Origin of the sequence: Streptomyces actuosus (assembly GCF_016921115.1) — a bacterium.
GTDB classification, from domain to species: domain Bacteria; phylum Actinomycetota; class Actinomycetes; order Streptomycetales; family Streptomycetaceae; genus Streptomyces; species Streptomyces actuosus_A.
The window spans coordinates 39,842-57,755 of sequence record NZ_JAFFZS010000027.1; the positions used below are offsets into that span (position 1 = coordinate 39,842).

5 protein-coding genes are annotated in these 17,914 nt (G+C 74.9%); 1 reads left to right on the plus strand and 4 read right to left on the minus strand.

Features of this window, described 5'->3' with window-relative positions:
• Positions 1 to 6: 6 nt before the first annotated feature.
• The 4 genes from JS756_RS26505 to JS756_RS26520 form a co-directional block, all read right to left on the minus strand.
• Entirely contained in the window at positions 7 to 1,368 is a 1,362-nt protein-coding gene (locus JS756_RS26505; protein WP_240204403.1) for a cytochrome P450, read from the minus strand.
• Positions 1,365 to 8,651, minus strand: coding sequence for a non-ribosomal peptide synthetase (locus JS756_RS26510; protein WP_205385728.1), 7,287 nt, complete (start codon positions 8,649 to 8,651; stop codon positions 1,365 to 1,367). Before JS756_RS26510 ends, JS756_RS26505 begins: the two co-directional genes overlap by 4 nt.
• Before the next feature lie 52 nt (positions 8,652 to 8,703).
• On the minus strand, positions 8,704 to 14,961 hold the full coding sequence (locus tag JS756_RS26515) for a non-ribosomal peptide synthetase (RefSeq protein ID WP_307791086.1): 6,258 nt from the start codon (positions 14,959 to 14,961) through the stop codon (positions 8,704 to 8,706).
• Between the two features lie 686 nt (positions 14,962 to 15,647).
• The gene (locus JS756_RS26520) at positions 15,648 to 16,925 is read right to left on the minus strand and encodes a COG1470 family protein (protein WP_205385730.1); all 1,278 of its coding nucleotides are present in this window, start codon (positions 16,923 to 16,925) and stop codon (positions 15,648 to 15,650) included.
• Positions 16,926 to 17,190: 265 nt separating this feature from the next.
• Between JS756_RS26520 and JS756_RS26525 the strand changes: the two genes are divergently transcribed.
• On the plus strand, positions 17,191 to 17,880 hold the full coding sequence (locus JS756_RS26525) for a helix-turn-helix transcriptional regulator (protein WP_307791088.1): 690 nt from the start codon (positions 17,191 to 17,193) through the stop codon (positions 17,878 to 17,880).
• Positions 17,881 to 17,914: the final 34 nt, after the last annotated feature.

Here is a 17,914-nt window from a genome sequence, read left to right on the forward strand (position 1 = left end):
GGCCGGTCAGTAGTGGACGGGCAGGGCGGTGAGGCTGCGGTTGAGGAGCGAGGGCTGCCAGGTGAGCCGGGCGCCGTCGGCCAGGGCGAGGCCCCGGTGGTCGCGGACCAGGGTCCTGACCGCGGCGACGGCGACCAGGCGGGCCAGGGCGGCGCCGACGCAGAAGTGGGCGCCGAAGCCGAAGCCGAGATGGGTGGCACCGGTGCGGCGGACGTCGAACCGGCCGGGGTCGGGGAAGCGGGCCGGGTCGCGGTTGGCGGCGGCCGTGACCAGGAAGATCCGGTCCCCGGCGCGCACGGTGCGGCCGTCCAGGTCGAGGTCGCGGGCGGCGGTGCGGATCGACATCTTCGACGGGCCGTCCAGCCGCAGCGTCTCCTCCACCGCGCCCTGGACCAGTTCGGGGTCCTCGCGGACGGCGGCGAGCGCGCCGGGCCGGGTGTGCAGGGCCAGGACGGTGTTGGCGATGAGGTTGCTGGTGGTCTCGCCACCGGCGAAGGCCATCTGGGTGAGCATGCCGACGAACTCCTCGACGGTGACCGACTCCCCCACCCGGCCCTCGCCGAGGACCTGGCTGATCAGGTCGTCGGCGGGCTCGGCCCGGCGCCGGTCGACGAGGCCCGCGAGATAGTCCTCCAGGCTCACGAGCGCCTGCAGGGAGGCCCGGTACTCGCTCTCCTCCTGGGCGGTGCCGAGGACGAGGTCGGCGACGCGGGCGTTCCAGTACCAGAAGGCGGGGGCGTCGGTGCGCGGGATGCCGAGCCAGCGGGCGAAGACCAGCGCGGGCAGCGGCTTGGCCACGTCGGCCATGAGGTCGCCGGTGCGGCCGGGGACCGCCGAGCGGGCCAGGACGGCGCGGGTGGCCTTCTCCGTGAAGGTGCGGTAGCGGACCACCGCCCGTGCGGCGAAGGCCTCCTGGAAGACCCGGCGCAGTCTGCGGTGCTGCGGCGGGTCGTTGAAGACCATCCAGCGGGACAGGATCCCGAAGGCCCGCTCGGCGTCCGTGCGGGCGCCCTGCGGCACGGCGTCCATCAGGGGCCGTACCCGGTCGGCGGAGACCACCGGGTCGCGCAGGCAGCGCATCACCTGGTCGTAGCCGGTGACGAGCCACGCGTGGTGCATCGGGCTCCAGTGCACCGGCGCGTGCGCGCGCAGGGCGTCGAGGTGCCCGTAGGGATCGGCGACCATGTCCGGCGAGAGCAGGTACCGCTCGCTGAAGGCGCGGTCGGGGGCGGCGGGGTCGGGGGCGGCGGCCCGGGCCTCCCGGGCGGTGGCCGGCTCCGGCACGGTGGGTGATTCCGGGGATGTGGCCCGCTCCTGCACGGCGGGGATGACGCGTCCGGTGGTGGCCGTGGAGGCGGCGGGGGTCATCGGGCGGTCTCCGTCTCCAGGGCGGTGAGCAGCTCGGCGATCCCGGCCACCCTCGGCTCGGCCATCATCGACATGTGGTCGCCGTCGCTGATGTGCAGGGTGAGGCCGCCGCCGGCCGTCTCGCGCCAGCGCTCGACGTAGGTGTCGTAGTCGACGTCGAGACCCGGCATCGTGCGGCCGCGCGGGAGCCCGGCGGCCTCGCTGCCGACCACGAGGTGGATGTGGCCGGGGTACGGGCGGACCTCGTAGGCGGCGAGCGCGGCCAGCAGCGAGTGCCAGACCTCGATCGGGGCACCGTCGACCAGGGCCGCCTCGACGGGGCTCATGCCGGCGCCCAGCAGAGTGGCGGTCAGCTCCGCCGTCGCCCGGTCGCGTTGCGGCGACGGAGGCGTCTCCCGCAGCCGGTCGCGCAGCCGCAGGGCCGTGCGCAGGTCCTGGGTGACCCCGTTCAGCCGGGCACGGGCGGCGCTGTTGGACAGGTAGGGCTCGACGAGGACCAAGGGCGTGGTCCCGTGTCCCGCCCCGTGCAGCTGAATGGCCATCTCCAGGGCGATGTTGGCGCCCATGGACCAGCCCAGCAGGGCGTGCGGGCCCTCGGCCTCCCGGTCGGTGATCTCGGCGACGTAGTTGGCGGCGATGCCCGTCACCGTGCTCGGGTCGACCCCGCCGAGCAGTCCGCGGGCCTGGAAGGCGTGCACGGGCCTGCCGGGCGGCAGGGCGCGGGCGAGCGGCACGAACCAGGCGGCGCTGCCGCCGGTGGGGTGTACGCACCACAGGGGCTTCCCCGCGCCCTCGCGCAGCCGTACCTCGGAGGTGACCGCGGCGGGCAGCTCCGCCTCCGCGGTGCGGGTGGCGTGCGCGGCGAGCTGGGCGACGGTCGGGTGCTCGATCAGGTCGCCGACCGAGACGGTGAGCCCGCGTCCGGCAGCCGTCAGGGAGACGCGGACGGTGGACAGCGAGCTGCCGCCGATGCGGAAGAAGTCGTCGTGGACGCCGATGCGGGACAGCCCGAGCACCTCGCGCCAGATCTCGGCGAGGATCCTCTCCGCCGGGGTGGACGGAGCGGCGTACTCGGTGTCGTTCCGGGCGAGTTCGGCCGGCGGGAGCGGCAGGGCCCGCTTGTCGATCTTTCCGCTGCGGTTGATCGGCATCTCGTCGAGGACGACGAACCGGGCGGGCACCATGTAGGCGGGCAGCGAGGAGCGCAGGGCGCGGCCCAGGTCCCCGGGAGCGGGCCGGTCCGGGCCGTGCACGACGAGGTAGGCGACGAGGGCCGGCTCGCCGGGCAGGTCGGTGCGGTGCAGGACCACCGCCTGGCGGACCTCGGGCAGCTGCCGCAGCGCGTGCTCGACCTCGCCGAGCTCGATGCGGAAGCCGCGCAGCTTCACCTGCGAGTCGCGGCGTCCGAGCCACTCCACCGAACCGTCGGGCCGGTGGGTGCCGAGGTCGCCGGTGCGGCACAGCCGTGCGCCGGGCTCACCGTAGGGGTCGGGCACGTAGGTGGCTGCGGTGAGCGCGGGCCGGCCGAGGTAGCCGCGGCCCACGGCCCGACCGCCGAGATGGATCTCTCCGGGGACGCCGACCGGGACCGGCTGGAGGTCGTCGTCCAGGACGTGGATACGGGTGTTGCGGATCGGCGTGCCGATGGGCGGGGTGCCCCGGCCGGGGCTCAGTTCGGCGGCGACTGACCACACGGAGGTCTCGGTGAGGCCGTAGACGTTGTGGAAGCGCCGGCCGCGCGCCCAGACGTCGGCCAGTTCGGCCGGGCAGGCCTCGCCGGCGACCTGGAGCACCCGCAGCTCGGGGAAGTCGTCGTGACCGAGGACGGCGAGGGCGCTGGGCGGCAGCATGGCGCCGGTGACGTGGGCCTCGCGCAGGGTGCGGGCGAGATCGGGACCGGGGCGCAGCTCCTCCGCGGGCGCGGTGACCAGCCGGCCGCCGTTGGCCAGGGACCAGGTCAGCTCCAGGATCGAGGCGTCGAAGCCGAAGGACGCGAACTGCAGCACCCGGTCGTCGGGGGTGGGGCGCACCAGGTCGCGCTGGCCCTCGATCATGTTGGACAGGCCCCGGTGCGGGATGGCGACGCCCTTGGGGACGCCGGTGGAACCGGAGGTGTAGATGATGTAGGCGAGGGTGTCGGCGTCGGGTTCCCCGCCGGGGACCGGGGCCACCGGTTGCGCGGGGGCGTCCAGCTGGACGACCGGTCCGCCGAAGCGCACCCGCCCGTCCAGCTCCCGCTGGGTCAGCAGCACCCGCATGCCGCTGTCGTCGGCCATGAACGCGAGCCGGTCGGCCGGGTGTCGGGGGTCGAGGGGCAGGAAGGCACCGCCGGCGCGGAGCACTCCCAGGGCGGCGCGCACCAGGTCGGGGCCGCGTTCGGCGCAGATGCCGACGACGGTCTCCGGGCCGACGCCGAGCCGTCGCAGCCGGTGCGCCAACTGCTCGGCTTGCGTCTGCAGTTCACCGTAGGTCAGGAGCTGCCCGCAGTGCTCGACGGCGACCGCGTGCGGGGTCCGGGTGGCGTGGACGGCGACGTGCTCGTGGAACAGCAGGGGGGAGGCCGGGATCCGCGGTCCGCGGGCCCACACGTCGAGGGCGGTGGCACGGGCGTCGCCGGTGAGCGCGGGGCGGGTGACGCGGGCGTACGGGTCGGCGACCATGGCCTCCAGCTGGGCGCAGTACACGTCGGCCAGCTGCTCGGCGGTGGCGGGTGCGACGAACGCGGGGTCGGCGTCCAGGGTGAAGGCGTTGACGCTCGCGTTCACCAGCAGCGGGAACATGGTCCGGGCGATCTCCAGGGAGTCGTCCCAGGACTCGTGGGACAGCCGGTGGAAGTTGACGTAGTTGAAGACCGCGTCGGTCAGGCCGGGCTCGGTGGGCCGGAGCCGGGCGATGCGGACGAGCGGGACCCTGCGGTGCGGGAGCATCTCCTGCTCGGCGGCGAAGACGTCGTGCAGGAGGGCGAGCCAGCTGCCGCGGGGCCGGGCCACGCCGAACGGCACCGTGTTCAGGAACAGTCCGCGCATGCGGTCGGCGCCGGGCAGTTCGGGCCGCCCGTTGGTGACCAGGCCGATGCTGTGGCCGGACACACTGTCGTCGCGGTCGGCGAACAGGCTCATGGTGTGGTGGAACGCAGCGATCAGCACGGTGCGACGGGGCACGCCGGCCGTTCTGGCCAGGGAGCCGATGCGTTCGGCGAGGTGGGCGTAGGAGCGGCGGACCTCGTGCACGGGCGGACGGCCCGCGGCCTCGCCAGCGGGGCGCCGGCGGAAGGTCACAGGCCGCAGTTCGGCGAGTCGTTCGCGCCAGTAGCCGAGGGACTCCTCACTGTTCACGGCCGCGCGTTCGAGGGCCACGTACTCGGCGAAGGCCGGGGCCTGCGGGGGTTGCGGGGTGGTGCGGTGGGCGACGGCCTCGCGGTGCAGGGCGAGCAGGTCGGCGACGAGGGAGGTCAGGCTCCAGCCGTCCAGGACGACATGGCAGTCGGTGAGGACGAGCCGCAGGTCGTGGTCGGTGACATGGTGCAGGTGGATGCGGACCAGGGGCGCTGTGGCGAGGTCGAAGCGGTGCTCGAACTCCGCGTCGACGAACCGGCGCAGGCGCTCCCGCTGCTCCTGTCGGGGCAGTGCGCGCAGGTCGGTGTAGCCGACGGGCAGGTGGCCGGTGCGGTGGACGAGCTGGAGGGGTTCGCGGTAGGTGACGAGGTCCACGGAGGTGCGCAGGACGGGATGCCCGGCGACCACCGCGTCCACGGCGGCCTGGAAGGCTCCGAGGTCGAAGCCCTCGGGCACACTGATCTTCAGATCGGTGACGTTGTGGTACGCGCCGCGGCGGGGGTCGGCGAGCATCTCGTGCAGCATGCCCGCCTGGAGCATGGTGAGCGGGTAGGCGTCCGCGAGCCCGTCGGGCAGGCGGCCGGCGTCGGCGGGGTCGAGCTGGGAGAAGGGGGCGACCGGGTCGGGGGCGTCGGTGACGTCGGTGACCAGGGCGGCCAGGTCGGCCAGGGTGCGGGCGCGGAACACGTCGGCGACGGTGAAGCCGAGTCCGGCGGGGCGGCCGAGACCGACCAGGCGCAGCGCGAGGATGGAGTCGCCGCCCAGGTCGAAGAAGTTGTCGGTGCGGCTGACGTGCTCGGTCCCGAGGACCTGGCTCCACACTCCGGCCAGGGCCTCCTCCAGCGGGCCCTCGGGCGGCACGTGGGCGCGTCGGCCCGTCGATGCGGACGCGAGGGGCGCGACGGCGGTCAACGCGGCCCGGTCCACCTTGCCGTTGGCGGTCAGCGGCAGCCGCCCGTGGCGGACGAACAGGGCCGGCACCATGTACGCGGGCAGGGTCAGTCCGAGGCCCGCGCGCAGAGCGGGCGGGTCGAGGGGGCGGCCCTCGGGGGTGACGACGTGGGCGACCAGGCGGGCGGTGTCGCCGTCGCGGCGGGCCACCACCGCGACGTCGGCGACGCCGGGCAGGGCGCGCAGCGCGGTCTCGATCTCCCCCGGTTCGATGCGGTAGCCGCGGACCTTGACCTGGTGGTCGGCGCGGCCCGCATAGGCGAGTTGGCCGTCCGGCAGGACCCGGACCAGATCCCCGGTGCGGTACATGCGGGCTCCGGGCGTGCCGAACGGATCGTCGAGGAAGCGTTCGGCGGTCAGCTCGGGGCGGTTGCGGTAGCCGCGGGCGACACCGCCGCCGGCGACGTACAGCTCGCCGACGCTGCCGGGAGGCACGAGCCGGCCGAAGGAGTCGAGGACGTAGCCGTGCTGACCGGCGAGGGGGCGGCCGATGGGAGAGCGGACGGTCCCGTCGACGTCGTCCTCGGTGATCGTGCGGAGGGTGACGTGGACGGTGGTCTCGGTGATGCCGTACATGTTCACCAGGGCGGGCCGGTGTCCGGGGGTGGTGAACCAGTCGCGGTAGTCGCGGACGTCGAAGGCGTCGCCGCCGAAGACGACCGTGCGCAGGGGCAGGTCGGCGAAGGAGGCGCCGGCGCCCTCGATGTGGGCGCGCAGGCCCTTGAAGGCGGCCGGGGTCTGGTTGAGGACGGTGACGCCCTCCTCGCGCAGCACCCGGTGCACGGTGCCCGGATCGCGGACCTCGTCACCGGTGAGGACGACGACGCGTCCGCCGCTGGTGAGCGGGGCCCACAGTTCCCAGACGGAGAAGTCGAAGGCGGGCGAGTGCATCAGGGTCCACACGTCGGCGGGCCCGAAGCCGAAGTGCCGGTCGGCGGCGTCGAGCAGCCAGGCCAGGTTGGCGTGGGTGATCTCGACGCCCTTGGGGCGGCCGGTGGAACCGGAGGTGTAGATGACGTAGGCGAGGTCGCCGGGGTCCGGGAGGACGTCGTCGGTCGGCGCCGGCGGGCCGTCGGGCTCGGCGTCGAGGACGACGAGGCGGGCGGGCAGGTCCTCCACGGCGAAGCGGGTGGCGGTGTCGGTGACGATCAGGTCGACGCCGGAGTCGGTGACGGTGAAGGCGCGGCGCGCTGCAGGGTGGGAGGGGTCGAGCGGCAGGTAGGCGGCGCCGGCGCGCCACACGGCGAGCAGGGCGACGGCGAGGTCCGGGGTGCGGTCGAGGCAGACGCCGACGAGTGAGCCGGGGGTGACCCCGGCGGCGCGCAGCCGGCGTGCCAGGTCGCTCGCGGCGGCGTCCAGCCGGGCGTACGTCAGGGTGTGTCGCCCTGTGCCGACGGCGGCGGCGTGCGGCGTGCGGCGGATGTGCTCGGTGACGCGGTCCGGGGCCGTGCGCGGGGCGGCCGTGGGTCGGTGACCGGTGTTCGCGGGGCCGTCGGGGCCGAGGAGATGGGCGCGTTCGGCCGGGGTGAGGGGGTCGACGGCGCCGAGCGGGACGTCCGGGGTGGCGCGGAACGCCTCCAGCAGGGCGAGGGTGTGCCGGGCCAGGGCGGCGACGGAGGCCTCGGAGAACAGGTCGGTCCGGTAGACGAAGACGAGGTCGGTGCGCCCGTCGCCGTCGCGCAGGTCGAGGGTGAGGTCGAACTTGGCGGTGGTGAGGTCGATCCGGTAGGGCGTGCCGTGGGCCTCGCCCAGCGCCAGGTCGGAGCCGGTGGTGTCGGTGTGGGTGTAGAGGACCTGTACGAGCGGGTTGCGGGCCAGGTCGCGCTGCGGGCTGAGGGCGTCGACGACCTGCTCGAACGGCAGCGACTGATGGGAGAAGGCCTCCAGGACCCGGTCCCGGGTGCGGGCCAGGAGCGCGGCCGGGGTCGGGTCGTCGGAGAAGTCGCCGCGGAGGACGAGGGTGTTGACGAAGAAGCCGACGAGTTGTTCGGTCTCGGCCCGCTCGCGGTTGGCGACGACGGTGCCGACGGCGATGTCGCGCTGTCCGCTGTGGAAGGCCAGGGCGGCCTGGAAGGCGGCCAGCACCGTCATGTACGGCGTGGTGCCGGCCTGCCGGCCGAGGTCGGCGAGCGCGCCGGTCAGCTCGGACGGCAGGGTGAGGGTGTGGGTGGCGCCGGGACCGCCGGGCGTGTCGGGGCGCGGGTGGTCGGTGGGCAGGTCCAGCGGGGTGAGGCCGGCGAGCCGGGTGCGCCAGTGGTCGAGGGACGCGGACTGGTCGCGCTCGCGCTGCCAGATCGCGTAGTCGGTGTAGTCGAGGGGTAGTTCGGGCAGGCGTGCGGCACCGCCGCGGACGCGGGCCCGGTACAGCTCGGTGAGGTCGCGGACGATCAGTCCGAGGGACCAGCCGTCGGAGACGATGTGGTGCATGCCGAGCACGAGGACGTGCTCGTCGTGCTCGTCGTGCCCCTCGTGGTCGTCGTGGGCGGCACGGACCACGGTGGCCCGGAAGGCGGGTTCGCGGGCGAGGTCGAAGGGCCGGACGGCGGCGGCGTGCACGGCGGCGGCCACCCGCCCCTCGCGGTCCACGCCGGGCGGTCCGGTCACCTCCACCACGTCCGGTTCCGTCCCGTCGGCGGGCAGGACCCGCTGGTACGGGACGCCCTCGTGCTCGGGGAAGACGACCCGCAGCTGCTCGTGCCGGGCGACGAGGTCGGTGAGCGCGGCGCGCAGGGCCGCCAGGTCCAGGGGGCCGGTGAACCGCCACGCCGCCGGCAGGAGGTAGGTGGGCGTACCGGGGTCGAGCCGGTCGAGGAAGTACAGGCGCAGCTGGGCCGCGGACAGCGGAATCCGCTCGGGGCGGGGCCGGGCCCGGCCGGGCCCGTCGTCGCGTGCGGTGCCCTGGCCGCGCAGCCGCTGCTCCAGCAGCCGCCGGGCGGCCGGGGACAGGGCGGCCTTCGGGGCTGCCGGGGGGCCGGGACGCACGTCGGATGTGGTCATGAGGGCACTCCGATCTCAGAACGGGGGTGAGGGGGTCGGGACGGTGGCGTCCTCAGAAGTCGGCGGTGAGCGACAGGTCGATGTCGTCGTCGCTCATCCGGGAGATCAGCTCCAGCAGCCTGCGCTCCACCTCGGCGGCCAGCCGCTCCACGGTGGGGTGCTCGAAGAGGTCGCGGACGGCGAGCGGGCAGTCGAAGGCGGTGCGCAGGCGGGAGGCGACCGCCACCGCGCGCAGCGAGTGACCGCCCAGGGCGAAGAAGTCGTCGTGGACGCCGGCCCGGGGCAGGTCGAGGACCTCGCACCAGATCTGCGCGACGACCGTCTCGGCGGGGGTGCGCGGTGCCACGAACGCGTGCGGGGCGCGGGCGGCTGGCTCGGGCAGGGCCGCGGTGTCCAGTTTGCCCTGCACGGTCAGCGGCAGGGCGTCGAGCAGGACGAACACCGACGGGACCAGGTAATGCGGCAGGTGCGCCCGGCAGTGCGTGTCCAGGGCCTCCTCCGACAGTCCGCTCCCCGCGGCGTATCCGACCAGGGCGGCTTCGCCGTGCAGGGCGCGGACGACGACCGCCGCGCCGGTGACGCCGGGGTGGCGGCGCAGCACCGCCTCGGCCTCGGCGGGTTCGACGCGGAACCCGCGGATCTTGACCTGGTCGTCGTTGCGGCCGAGGAACTCCAGTTCGCCCGAGGGAAGTCGGCGCACGACGTCACCGGTGCGGTACAGGCGCCCGCCGGGCCGGCCGAAACCGTCGGGCACGAACCGCTCGGCGGTCAGCGCGGGCCGCCCCAGGTATCCCCGCGCCAGTTCGGCGCCGCCGACGAGGAGCTCGCCGGGAAGGCCGTCCGGTACCGGCTCCCCCAGGGCGTCGACGACGTAGGTGCGGCGGCTGCCGAGCGCGCGACCGATGGGCACCCGGCCGCGCGGGAGGGTGTCGACGGTGTGCGCGGTGGCCGAGATCACGGCCTCGGTGGGCCCGTAGGTGTTGATCACGGGGACCGAGGGCAGGTGGGCGAACCAGTACTCCAGTGGGTCGGCGGGCAGCGTCTCCCCGCCGGTGACCAGCAGCCGCAGAGAGGTGAGGTGCGGCGCCAGGGCGTCCAGGCGGGCGACGAGTTCCGCCCAGTAGGAAGGGGTGAGTTCCATGACGGTCACCCCCTCCTCGGCGACGCGGGCGGCGAGCTGCTCGGGGGTCCATATCTCGTCCGGGCGGACGATCACCGTCGCTCCGGTGGCCAGCGCCGGGAGGATCTGCTCCAGGGAGGCGTCGAACGAGGTCGAGGCGAAGGTGAGCACCCGGTCGTGCGCGGTGAGTGCGAACTTCTCGCGGGCGGTGGCCACATGGGCGTCCAGCGCCTGGTGCTCGACACCGACCGCCTTGGGCAGGCCGGTGGAGCCGGAGGTGAAGACGACGTAGGCGAGGGTGCCGGGGTCGGGGGCGTGGCGGGGGCCGTCGGGGTCGGGCCGGACGTCGCGGACGTCGACAGGGTCGACCCGGAGCGCCGTCACGGTGTCCCGGGTGCTCGCGTCGCACACCACGTGCCGTGCTCCGGCCTCCCGCAGCATGTGGTGCAGCCGTTCCTCGGGCAACCGGGGATCGAGCGGCACGTACACGCCGCCCGCCCGCCACACCGCGAGCATCGCGGCGACGGACCACACCCCCCGGCCCACGCACACCCCCACGGCGTCGTCCGCGCGCACGCCCGCGTCGGCCAGGGCCGCGGCGAGCCCGCCGGTCAGGGCGTCCAGGCCCGCGTGGTCGAGGGTGGTGTTCTCGCAGACGACGGCGGGCGCGTCCGTTCGGCCCGCGACGCGGAACCGGGGCGCGGGTGCGGCGTCCGTCCCGGCGGTGGCCAGCAGCCGCTCGCGCTCGTCGGCCGCGAGCAGGGGGGCCGCGTCGACAGGGGTTGCGGGTTCGGCGAGGAGGGCCTCCAGCAGCCGGCCGACGTGGTGGGCGAAGCGGGTGGCGGTGGCCGGGTCGAACAGGTCGGCGGCGTACTCGACGTTGAGGGCGAACCGCTCCGGGCGGATCACGTACGTGGCGGTGAGGTCGAACTTGGCCGTCCCCCAGGGCAGCGTGAAGTCCGCCGTGTCCGGACCCTGCGGGCCGGAGCCGCCCGTCGAGGCGTCCTGGACGTCCACCATGACCTGGAACAAGGGGTTGCGGGACAGGTCGCGTTCCGGGCGCAGCCGCTCCACCACCCGCTCGAACGGCACCTCCTGGTGGTCGAAGGCGCCCAGGACGGTCTCCCGCACCCGGTCCACGAGGGCGGCGAACGTCGGACGCCCGGACAGGTCCGTGCGCAGCACCACGGTGTTGACGAAGAAGCCCACGAGCGGCTCCAGTTCGAGCCGGCCGCGCCCGGCGACGGGGGTGCCCACGGACACGTCGTGCTGTCCCGTCCAGCGGGCGAGGACCGCCTGGGCGGCGGCCAGCAGCACCATGAAGCGGCTGCCGCCGCGTTCGCGGGCGCAGGCGTCCACGGCCTCCACCAGGTGGACGGGCAGATCGACCTCGACGGCACCGCCCCGGCCGGTGAACACGGCCGGGCGCGGCCGGTCCGTGGGCAGCTCCAGCACGGGCGCCCCGTCCAGGGTCTCCTCCCAGTAGGCCAGTTGCGCTTCGAGGGCGCCGCTGTCGGCACGGTCGCGCTGCCAGACGGCGTAGTCGGCGTACTGCACGGGCAGCGGGGGCAGCTGCGCGCTCCGGCCGGCCCTGCGCGCCGTGTAGTGCCGGGCGAGTTCGTCCAGCAGGACACCCTTGGACCAGCCGTCGGTGACGGCGTGGTGCAGGGCGAGGAGGACGACGTGGTCGTCGTCGGCCAGTTCCCACACACCGGCCCGCAGCAGGGGCGGCCGGGCGAGGTCGAAGCGGCGTGTGGCGTGGGCGGCGGCGGACCGGCGGACCGCCTCCAGGCGGCTCTCCTCGTCCGGGGCGTCGGGGGCGGGCACCCAGTGGAGCGGGATCGCCATCGGGTCGCACACCTTCTGCACGGGGCGGCCGTCGGACTCCACCAGCGCGGTGCGCAGCACCTCGTGCCGCTCCACCAGGTCGTCCAGGGCCTGCTGCCAGGCGGTGCGGTCCAGGCCGCCGCGCACCCGCCGGCAGTACCACAGCAGGTAGGAGTCGCCGCGGTCGGAGGTACGGTCCAGGAACCACAGGCGTTCCTGGGCGAAGGACAGCGGCAGCGGCCGGTCGCGGTCGACGGGCAGCACCTCGGTGGCTCCGAGGGTGCGCGCGGCGCTGACCCGGGGCGCGAAGCCGCGGACGGTGGGATTCTCGAACACGGTGCGCAGTTCGATGTCGCGACCCAGCCGCTGCGCGATCCGGGAGACCGCCATGGTGGCGAGCAGCGAGTGCCCGCCGAGGTCGAAGAAGCCGTCGTCGATGCCGATCCGGTCCAGGCCCAGGACGTCGGCCCACACCTCGGCGACGATCCGCTCCGTCTCGTCGCGCGGGGCGGCGTCGTCGGTGAGGCCCGCGGAGCGGGTGCGGACCGGGTCGGGCAGGGCGGAGCGGTCGAGTTTGCCGGAGACGCCGACGGGCAGGGCGTCCAGGACGACGAAGTCGGAGGGCACGGCGTGGTGCGGCAGGTGGCGCGCGCACCAGGCGCGCAGCTCCGCCGGGTCCGGCGCACGCGGTGCGTCCGCCGCCGGTACGACGTAGCCGACCAGGCTGCGTCCGGTGGCGGGGTCCGGACGGGCGGCCGCGGCGGCGACGAGCGGGCAGGCGCGCAGCACGGTCTCGATCTCGCCGAGTTCGATCCGGAAGCCGCGGATCTTCACCTGGTCGTCGTGGCGGCCCACGAACTCCAGGTCTCCGCCGGGTTGCCAGCGCACGAGGTCGCCGGTGCGGTACAGGCGGGCGCCGGGCGGGCCGTAGGGGTCGGGCACGAAGCGTTCGGCGGTCAGGGCCGGCCGGTTCAGGTAGCCGCGGGCGACTTCCGTGCCGCCGACGAGGAGTTCGCCGCAGACCCCGACCGGTACCGGTTCGCCGTCGGCGCCGACCACGTACACCCGCCGGTCGCCCAGGGGCCGGCCGATGGGCACGCTGCCCGCGGGGGGCTCGTCGGCGTCGTAGGTGGTGGCGGTGACGGTGGTCTCGGTCGGACCGTAGGCGTTGCACACCCGCGCCCAGGGCACCGCGGTGCGCCAGGCGGCGAGGGAGTCGGGCGGTACGGCCTCGCCGCCCAGGACCAGCAGCCGCAGTGAGGCGAGGGCCGCGGCCTGCCGCCGGTCGAGGGAGAGCGTCAGTTCCGACCAGTACGTGGGCGGCAGGTTGACGACGGTCAGTTCGTGCCGCCGGACGATCTCGGGGACCTGGGTGGGCAGCCAGGGTTCGTCGGGCCGCATGACGACGGTGGCGCCGGTGGTGAGAGCGGGCAGCACCTGGTCCAGGGAGGCGTCGAAGGAGAAGGAGGCGAAGGCGAGCACCCGGTCGGCGGCAGTGATGCCGAGCCGCTGCCGGGCGGCGGCCACGTGGGAGGCGAGCGCCGCGTGTTCCACGCCCACCGCCTTGGGCCGCCCGGTGGACCCGGACGTGAAGACGACGTGGGCGAGCTCGCGGGGGTCGGGTCGGTGGCGGGGGCCGTCCGCGGCCGGGGTGACGGCGGTGACGTCGACCGTGGCGGGCGCGAGGCCGATCGCGCCGGCGGAGGTCGCCGGGTCGGTGACCACGCAGGCGAGCCGAGCCTCCTTCGCCATGAACCGCAGTCGCTCGGCGGGCAGTTCGGGGTCGAGCGGAACGTAGGCGCCGCCCGCCCGCCAGACGCCCTCGATGGCGGCGACCGACCAGGTGCCGCGGCGCAGCAGGACGCCCACGGGGCTGCCCGCGGTGACTCCGGCCTTCCCGAGCGCCGCCGCGAGGCCCCCGGTCAGGGCGTCGAGTTCGCCGTAGGTGACGCTCTCCGCGCCGCATCGCAGGGCGGTCGCGTCGGACGGCCCGGAGAAGGCGAGCGGGGGTGTCGGCCCTGGGGGCCGGTCGGCCGCCTCGTGCCACTCGGGGCGGGGGCGGGTCGGCGCCCCGGGTCCGGTGGGCAGCGCGCGGGCCAGATCCTGAACGGGTGCGTCGGGGTCGGCCAGGACGGCGCGCAGCAGTGCCGGGTAGGCCCGGGCGAACGCGCGCATCGTGCCGGTGTCGAACAGGGTGCTGGCGTACTGCAGGACGGCGGCGATGCTGCCGTCCGTGCGCAGGGTCAGGTCCAGGAAGACGTCCAGCGGGGTCTCGGTGAGCGGCGGCTCGACGAGGGTCACGTCCAGGCCGGTCATCCGGATGGCACGGATCGGGGTGTTGAGCAGGGTGAACGACGCCTGGGCGAGCGGATGCCGGGACAGGTCGCGGCGGGAGCCGCCGAGCGCGCCGACGACGAGGTCGAAGGGGGCTTCGGCGTGGGCGAGGTCGGCCGGGACCCGGCCGCGGACCCGGTCGAGCAGGGTGGCGAAGCCGGGCCTGCCGGACAGGTCCGTGCGCAGTACGACGGTGTTGACGAGCGGACCGATCAGCGCGTCGGCGCCGCGCTGGACGCGGTCGGCGAGCGTGCTGCACACGGCGACGTCGGTGCGGCCGGACCAGTGGGCGAGGAGCGCCTGGTAGGCGGAGAGCAGCACCATGTAGCGGGTGGCGCGCCGGGATCGGGCCAGGGCGTCGACGGCGGCGACGAGGTCGGCCGGCAGGTCGAAGCGGAGGACGTCGCCCGAACCGTCCCAGACGCGGGGGCGCGGCCGGTCGGTGGGCAGGTCGAGCGGGCCGAGCCGGTCGAGCCGGCCCCGCCAGTGGGCGAGCAGGCGTTCCAGGCGCTCGCCGGAGAGGCGTTCGCGCTGTGCGCGGGCGAGGTCGGCGTACTGCACGGCGGGCGGGGCGACGGGTTCGCCGCGGTAGCCCGCGGCGAGTTCGTCCAGCAGGACTCCCCACGACCAGCCGTCCACGGCGATGTGGTGCACCTCGACGAGGAGGACGTGTTCGTCGGGCGCCACCCGGGCCAGCGTCGCCCGCAGCGGATGCTGCGCGGACAGGTCCACGGGGCGGCCCAGGCAGCGTTCGAACAGGTCGGCGGGGCCGGTCGCGTCGGTGTGCTCCAGCACCACCGGTGCCGGTGGGTCCACGACCGGCACCGGCTCGCCGTCGACGGCCGTGAACCGGGTGCGCAGGACCTCGTGCCGGGCCACGATCGCGGACAGCGACCGCTCCAGCCGGGCCGGGTCCAGGCGGCCCCGCAGCCGCAGCGCCAACGGGAGCATCGATCCGGTGGAGGAGCCGGCCAGTTGGTCCAGGAACCACAGCCGGCGCTGCGCGAAGGATGCGGTGCGCGTGTCCACGTCGTTCGGTGCCCCGTCAGGGGCCGGGCGTGTTGTCACTGTGAGCCTCCCAGCCGTGTTTTGCAGCAGACTGCCGCCGGCTCGGCTCGGCCCGTAGGGAAGAAGACGCAGCACCACCGGCAGACCGGTCCGCTGTTCCGGTGGCGTACGGAGGGGGCCGCCGATCGGGCGGGCCGGGCCCGGTCCGGCGTCCGGCGCGGCCACGGGCCGGCCCCTTGCTCAAACGTTCCTGCACAGTCGCGCGGACGGCACTCCACGCCTCCTCGACCGGGTGGGGCCGACCGCGTCGGCGGGGACGACCGCGCCTGCGGGGTGGACGGAGCCGACGGGGAGGAGCTCGCCGGCGGAGCCGAGCGGGAAGGCGGCACCGCTGGGACGAGCGGGACGGCGACGCGGGAGCGGTCGGACGGCCGGGCGGCATCGGGTCCGGGCCGGGCGGGTCCCGGCCCGGGGCGGATGACCAGCGCAGGGCCCTCCTCGGCCCCTGGCAGAACGCGCCATTCACCGGCGGCGTCCGCGTCCCGGGGTGCGGTCCGCGGCACCCGTACGGGTGCCGCACACGCTTGGGGTTACGCACGGTCAGGGCGCCCGCCGACCGCGTCGGGCGCCCTGTCGTTTTTCGGACGCAATGGGAATCTCCCCTTCCCCCGGCGTCACAGCAGGCGAACGATGTTCGAAGAGCCACGTCACGGATGTGTGACGTCGCTGACCACACCGCTCACGTTCAACACCTCATGACACTGCTGCGCCTGACGGCCCGTGGCCGGAGTACCCGGCTTCGCACAGGTCACCTTCACCGTGACGGCGGCACTCTCGGGGATCTTGATGGGGGTGACCCAGTGGTAGTCCTGGTTGCGGAACGTCTCCAGCGCGATGGTGGTGATCTTCCGATCGCCGAAGGTGATCGTCATCAGCCCCTCGTCGCCCTGGAAGTTGGCGACGACGATGTCCGTCACGCCGAAGACCTTGCCCTGCGGGACCACGTACAGACCGGTCTCGGTCTGCCCCCGGGACGTCTCCAGGTCGATGGTGGCCGAGCTCTGCTGGCCACCGGCGCCCCCGGTGCCGCTGCCGGCCTCTCCCCCGCCGGAGGGACCCTTCGTGCTCCTGTCCGCGCCCCCGCCGGCCTGCCCGGAGCCCGCGGCACCCACCGATCCGGCCCCGGGCGACGGCCCGTTCTGCAGGGCCGGGGTGGGCCGGGGGCGGACCGCCGCGTCGGCGGCCTCCCGGGCGGTGCTGCGCACCGCCGGGCGGACCAGCGCGAACCAGGCCAGCACCAGGGCGATCAGGGCGGCGAGCACCACCGGCAGCCACCGGGGGAAGACCGGCAGCTGGACGAACTCGGCCTCCAGCCGGGGCTGTACGGCCCCCTCGTGCGCGGCCTCCTCCGCCACCCCGAGGTCGCCCGGGCGTACGGTGAATGGCCAGACCATGGGCTTGCCGAACCAGACCGGTCTGCCGGTGCGGACCCGCAGCCGGGTCTCCGCCGATTCGCCGGGCTCCAGGCTCAGCTCGGCGGGGGCGAACCCGAACCGCAGTTCCTCCCCCGCCTGCTCCGGCGCGCAGGCGATCCGGGCGGAGGTGTTGCCCTCGTTGCGCACTGCCACGCGGTAGCGTCCGCGCAGCCAGCCGCGACGGCGGCGCGGGAGCACCTCGGCACGCAGTTCACGGAACTCCTCGACGTGCACCGTGGTCTCGGGCACCCGCACCGACTCGGGATGCTCGGCCGGCAGAACCCGTATCGCCAGGGGCACGTCGCCCGCCCGGACCTCCGGGGAGCGCGGTGGGGCCAGGCGGACGGTCACGGTCTCGTGGCTGCCGGGATAGAGGGAGACCCGGTCGGGCTCCACGGTGGTCCAGGCCGCGCAGTCGCCGACGACGTGGAGGCTGTACGCCTCGACGATGTCGCTGTCGTTGCGGACGGTCAGGCTGGTCGAGGCGGTGCCGCCGGGTGTCACTGTCACGGCGGGAACGGCGAGACCGGGCGCCCCGGGCCCGGAAGAGGCTGCAGATGGCGTCACGCCCCGACGCTAGGCCCGCGACCGGACCGCCACGAGAGATGCGGGGGCAACACCCGGGCAGGAGGAGTGCCCGCGACGGTCGACGACTCCGCCACCGAACGGGTCGGCCGATGCGTCGCCGGCGTGCACCGCCGGCCGACGGGCTCCGTGCCCGCACCAGAGAGGAACCGGAACCACCATGTCCTGCTCCGCCGAGAAAGGCCCGCCCATGACCGCTGACACGCCGCGCGGGACCGGCCCCGCCCCCACCGTCCGCCCCGTCCCCGCCGAGGGGGCGGAGCGGGTGACCGTGACCGTCTACGCCCAGGACCTGGTCCTGCGCATCGGCGTCGTCCAGCAGCTGCGGCAGCGCCCCGAGCTGGAACTGGTGCCGGACGACGGGGCGGACCGGGCGCGGGTGTCGCTCGTGGTCGCCGACACCGTGGACGACGAGGTGGTCGCCCTGTTACGACGGTTGCAGCGCAACCCGGGCACCCGCACCGGGCTCGTGGTCGGCGCGTTCGAGTCCGCGGCACTGCAACGGGTCATCGAGTGCGGGGTCGCGGCGGTGCTACGGCGCGCCGACGCGGACCAGGACCGGCTGCTCCACCTGCTGCTGGCGATCGCCAAGGGCGAGGGGGTGCTGCCGGGCGACCTCCTCGGCAAGCTGCTGAAGCACGTCGGCAGCCTGCAGCGTTCGGAACTCGACCCGCGCGGTCTGACCCTGTCCACACTGACCGCGCGCGAGGCGGACATGCTGCGCCTGGTGTCGGAGGGCTTCGACACCGCGGAGATCGCCCGGAAGACCTCCTACTCCGAACGGACCGTCAAGAACGTCCTGCACGAGGTCACCACCCGACTGCAGTTGCGCAATCGGGCGCACGCGGTGGGCTACGCGCTGCGCAACGGGCTGATCTGAGCACCGCCCGTACCCCGGAGCTGCCCCAAAGCGC

Coding starts and splice junctions, on each gene's coding strand:
- JS756_RS26505 (WP_240204403.1), bottom strand. CDS start 1,368: ATGACCCCCGCCGCCTCCACGGCCACCACCGGACGCGTCATCCCCGCC.
- JS756_RS26510 (WP_205385728.1), bottom strand. CDS start 8,651: ATGACCACATCCGACGTGCGTCCCGGCCCCCCGGCAGCCCCGAAGGCC.
- JS756_RS26525 (WP_307791088.1), top strand. CDS start 17,191: ATGACCGCTGACACGCCGCGCGGGACCGGCCCCGCCCCCACCGTCCGC.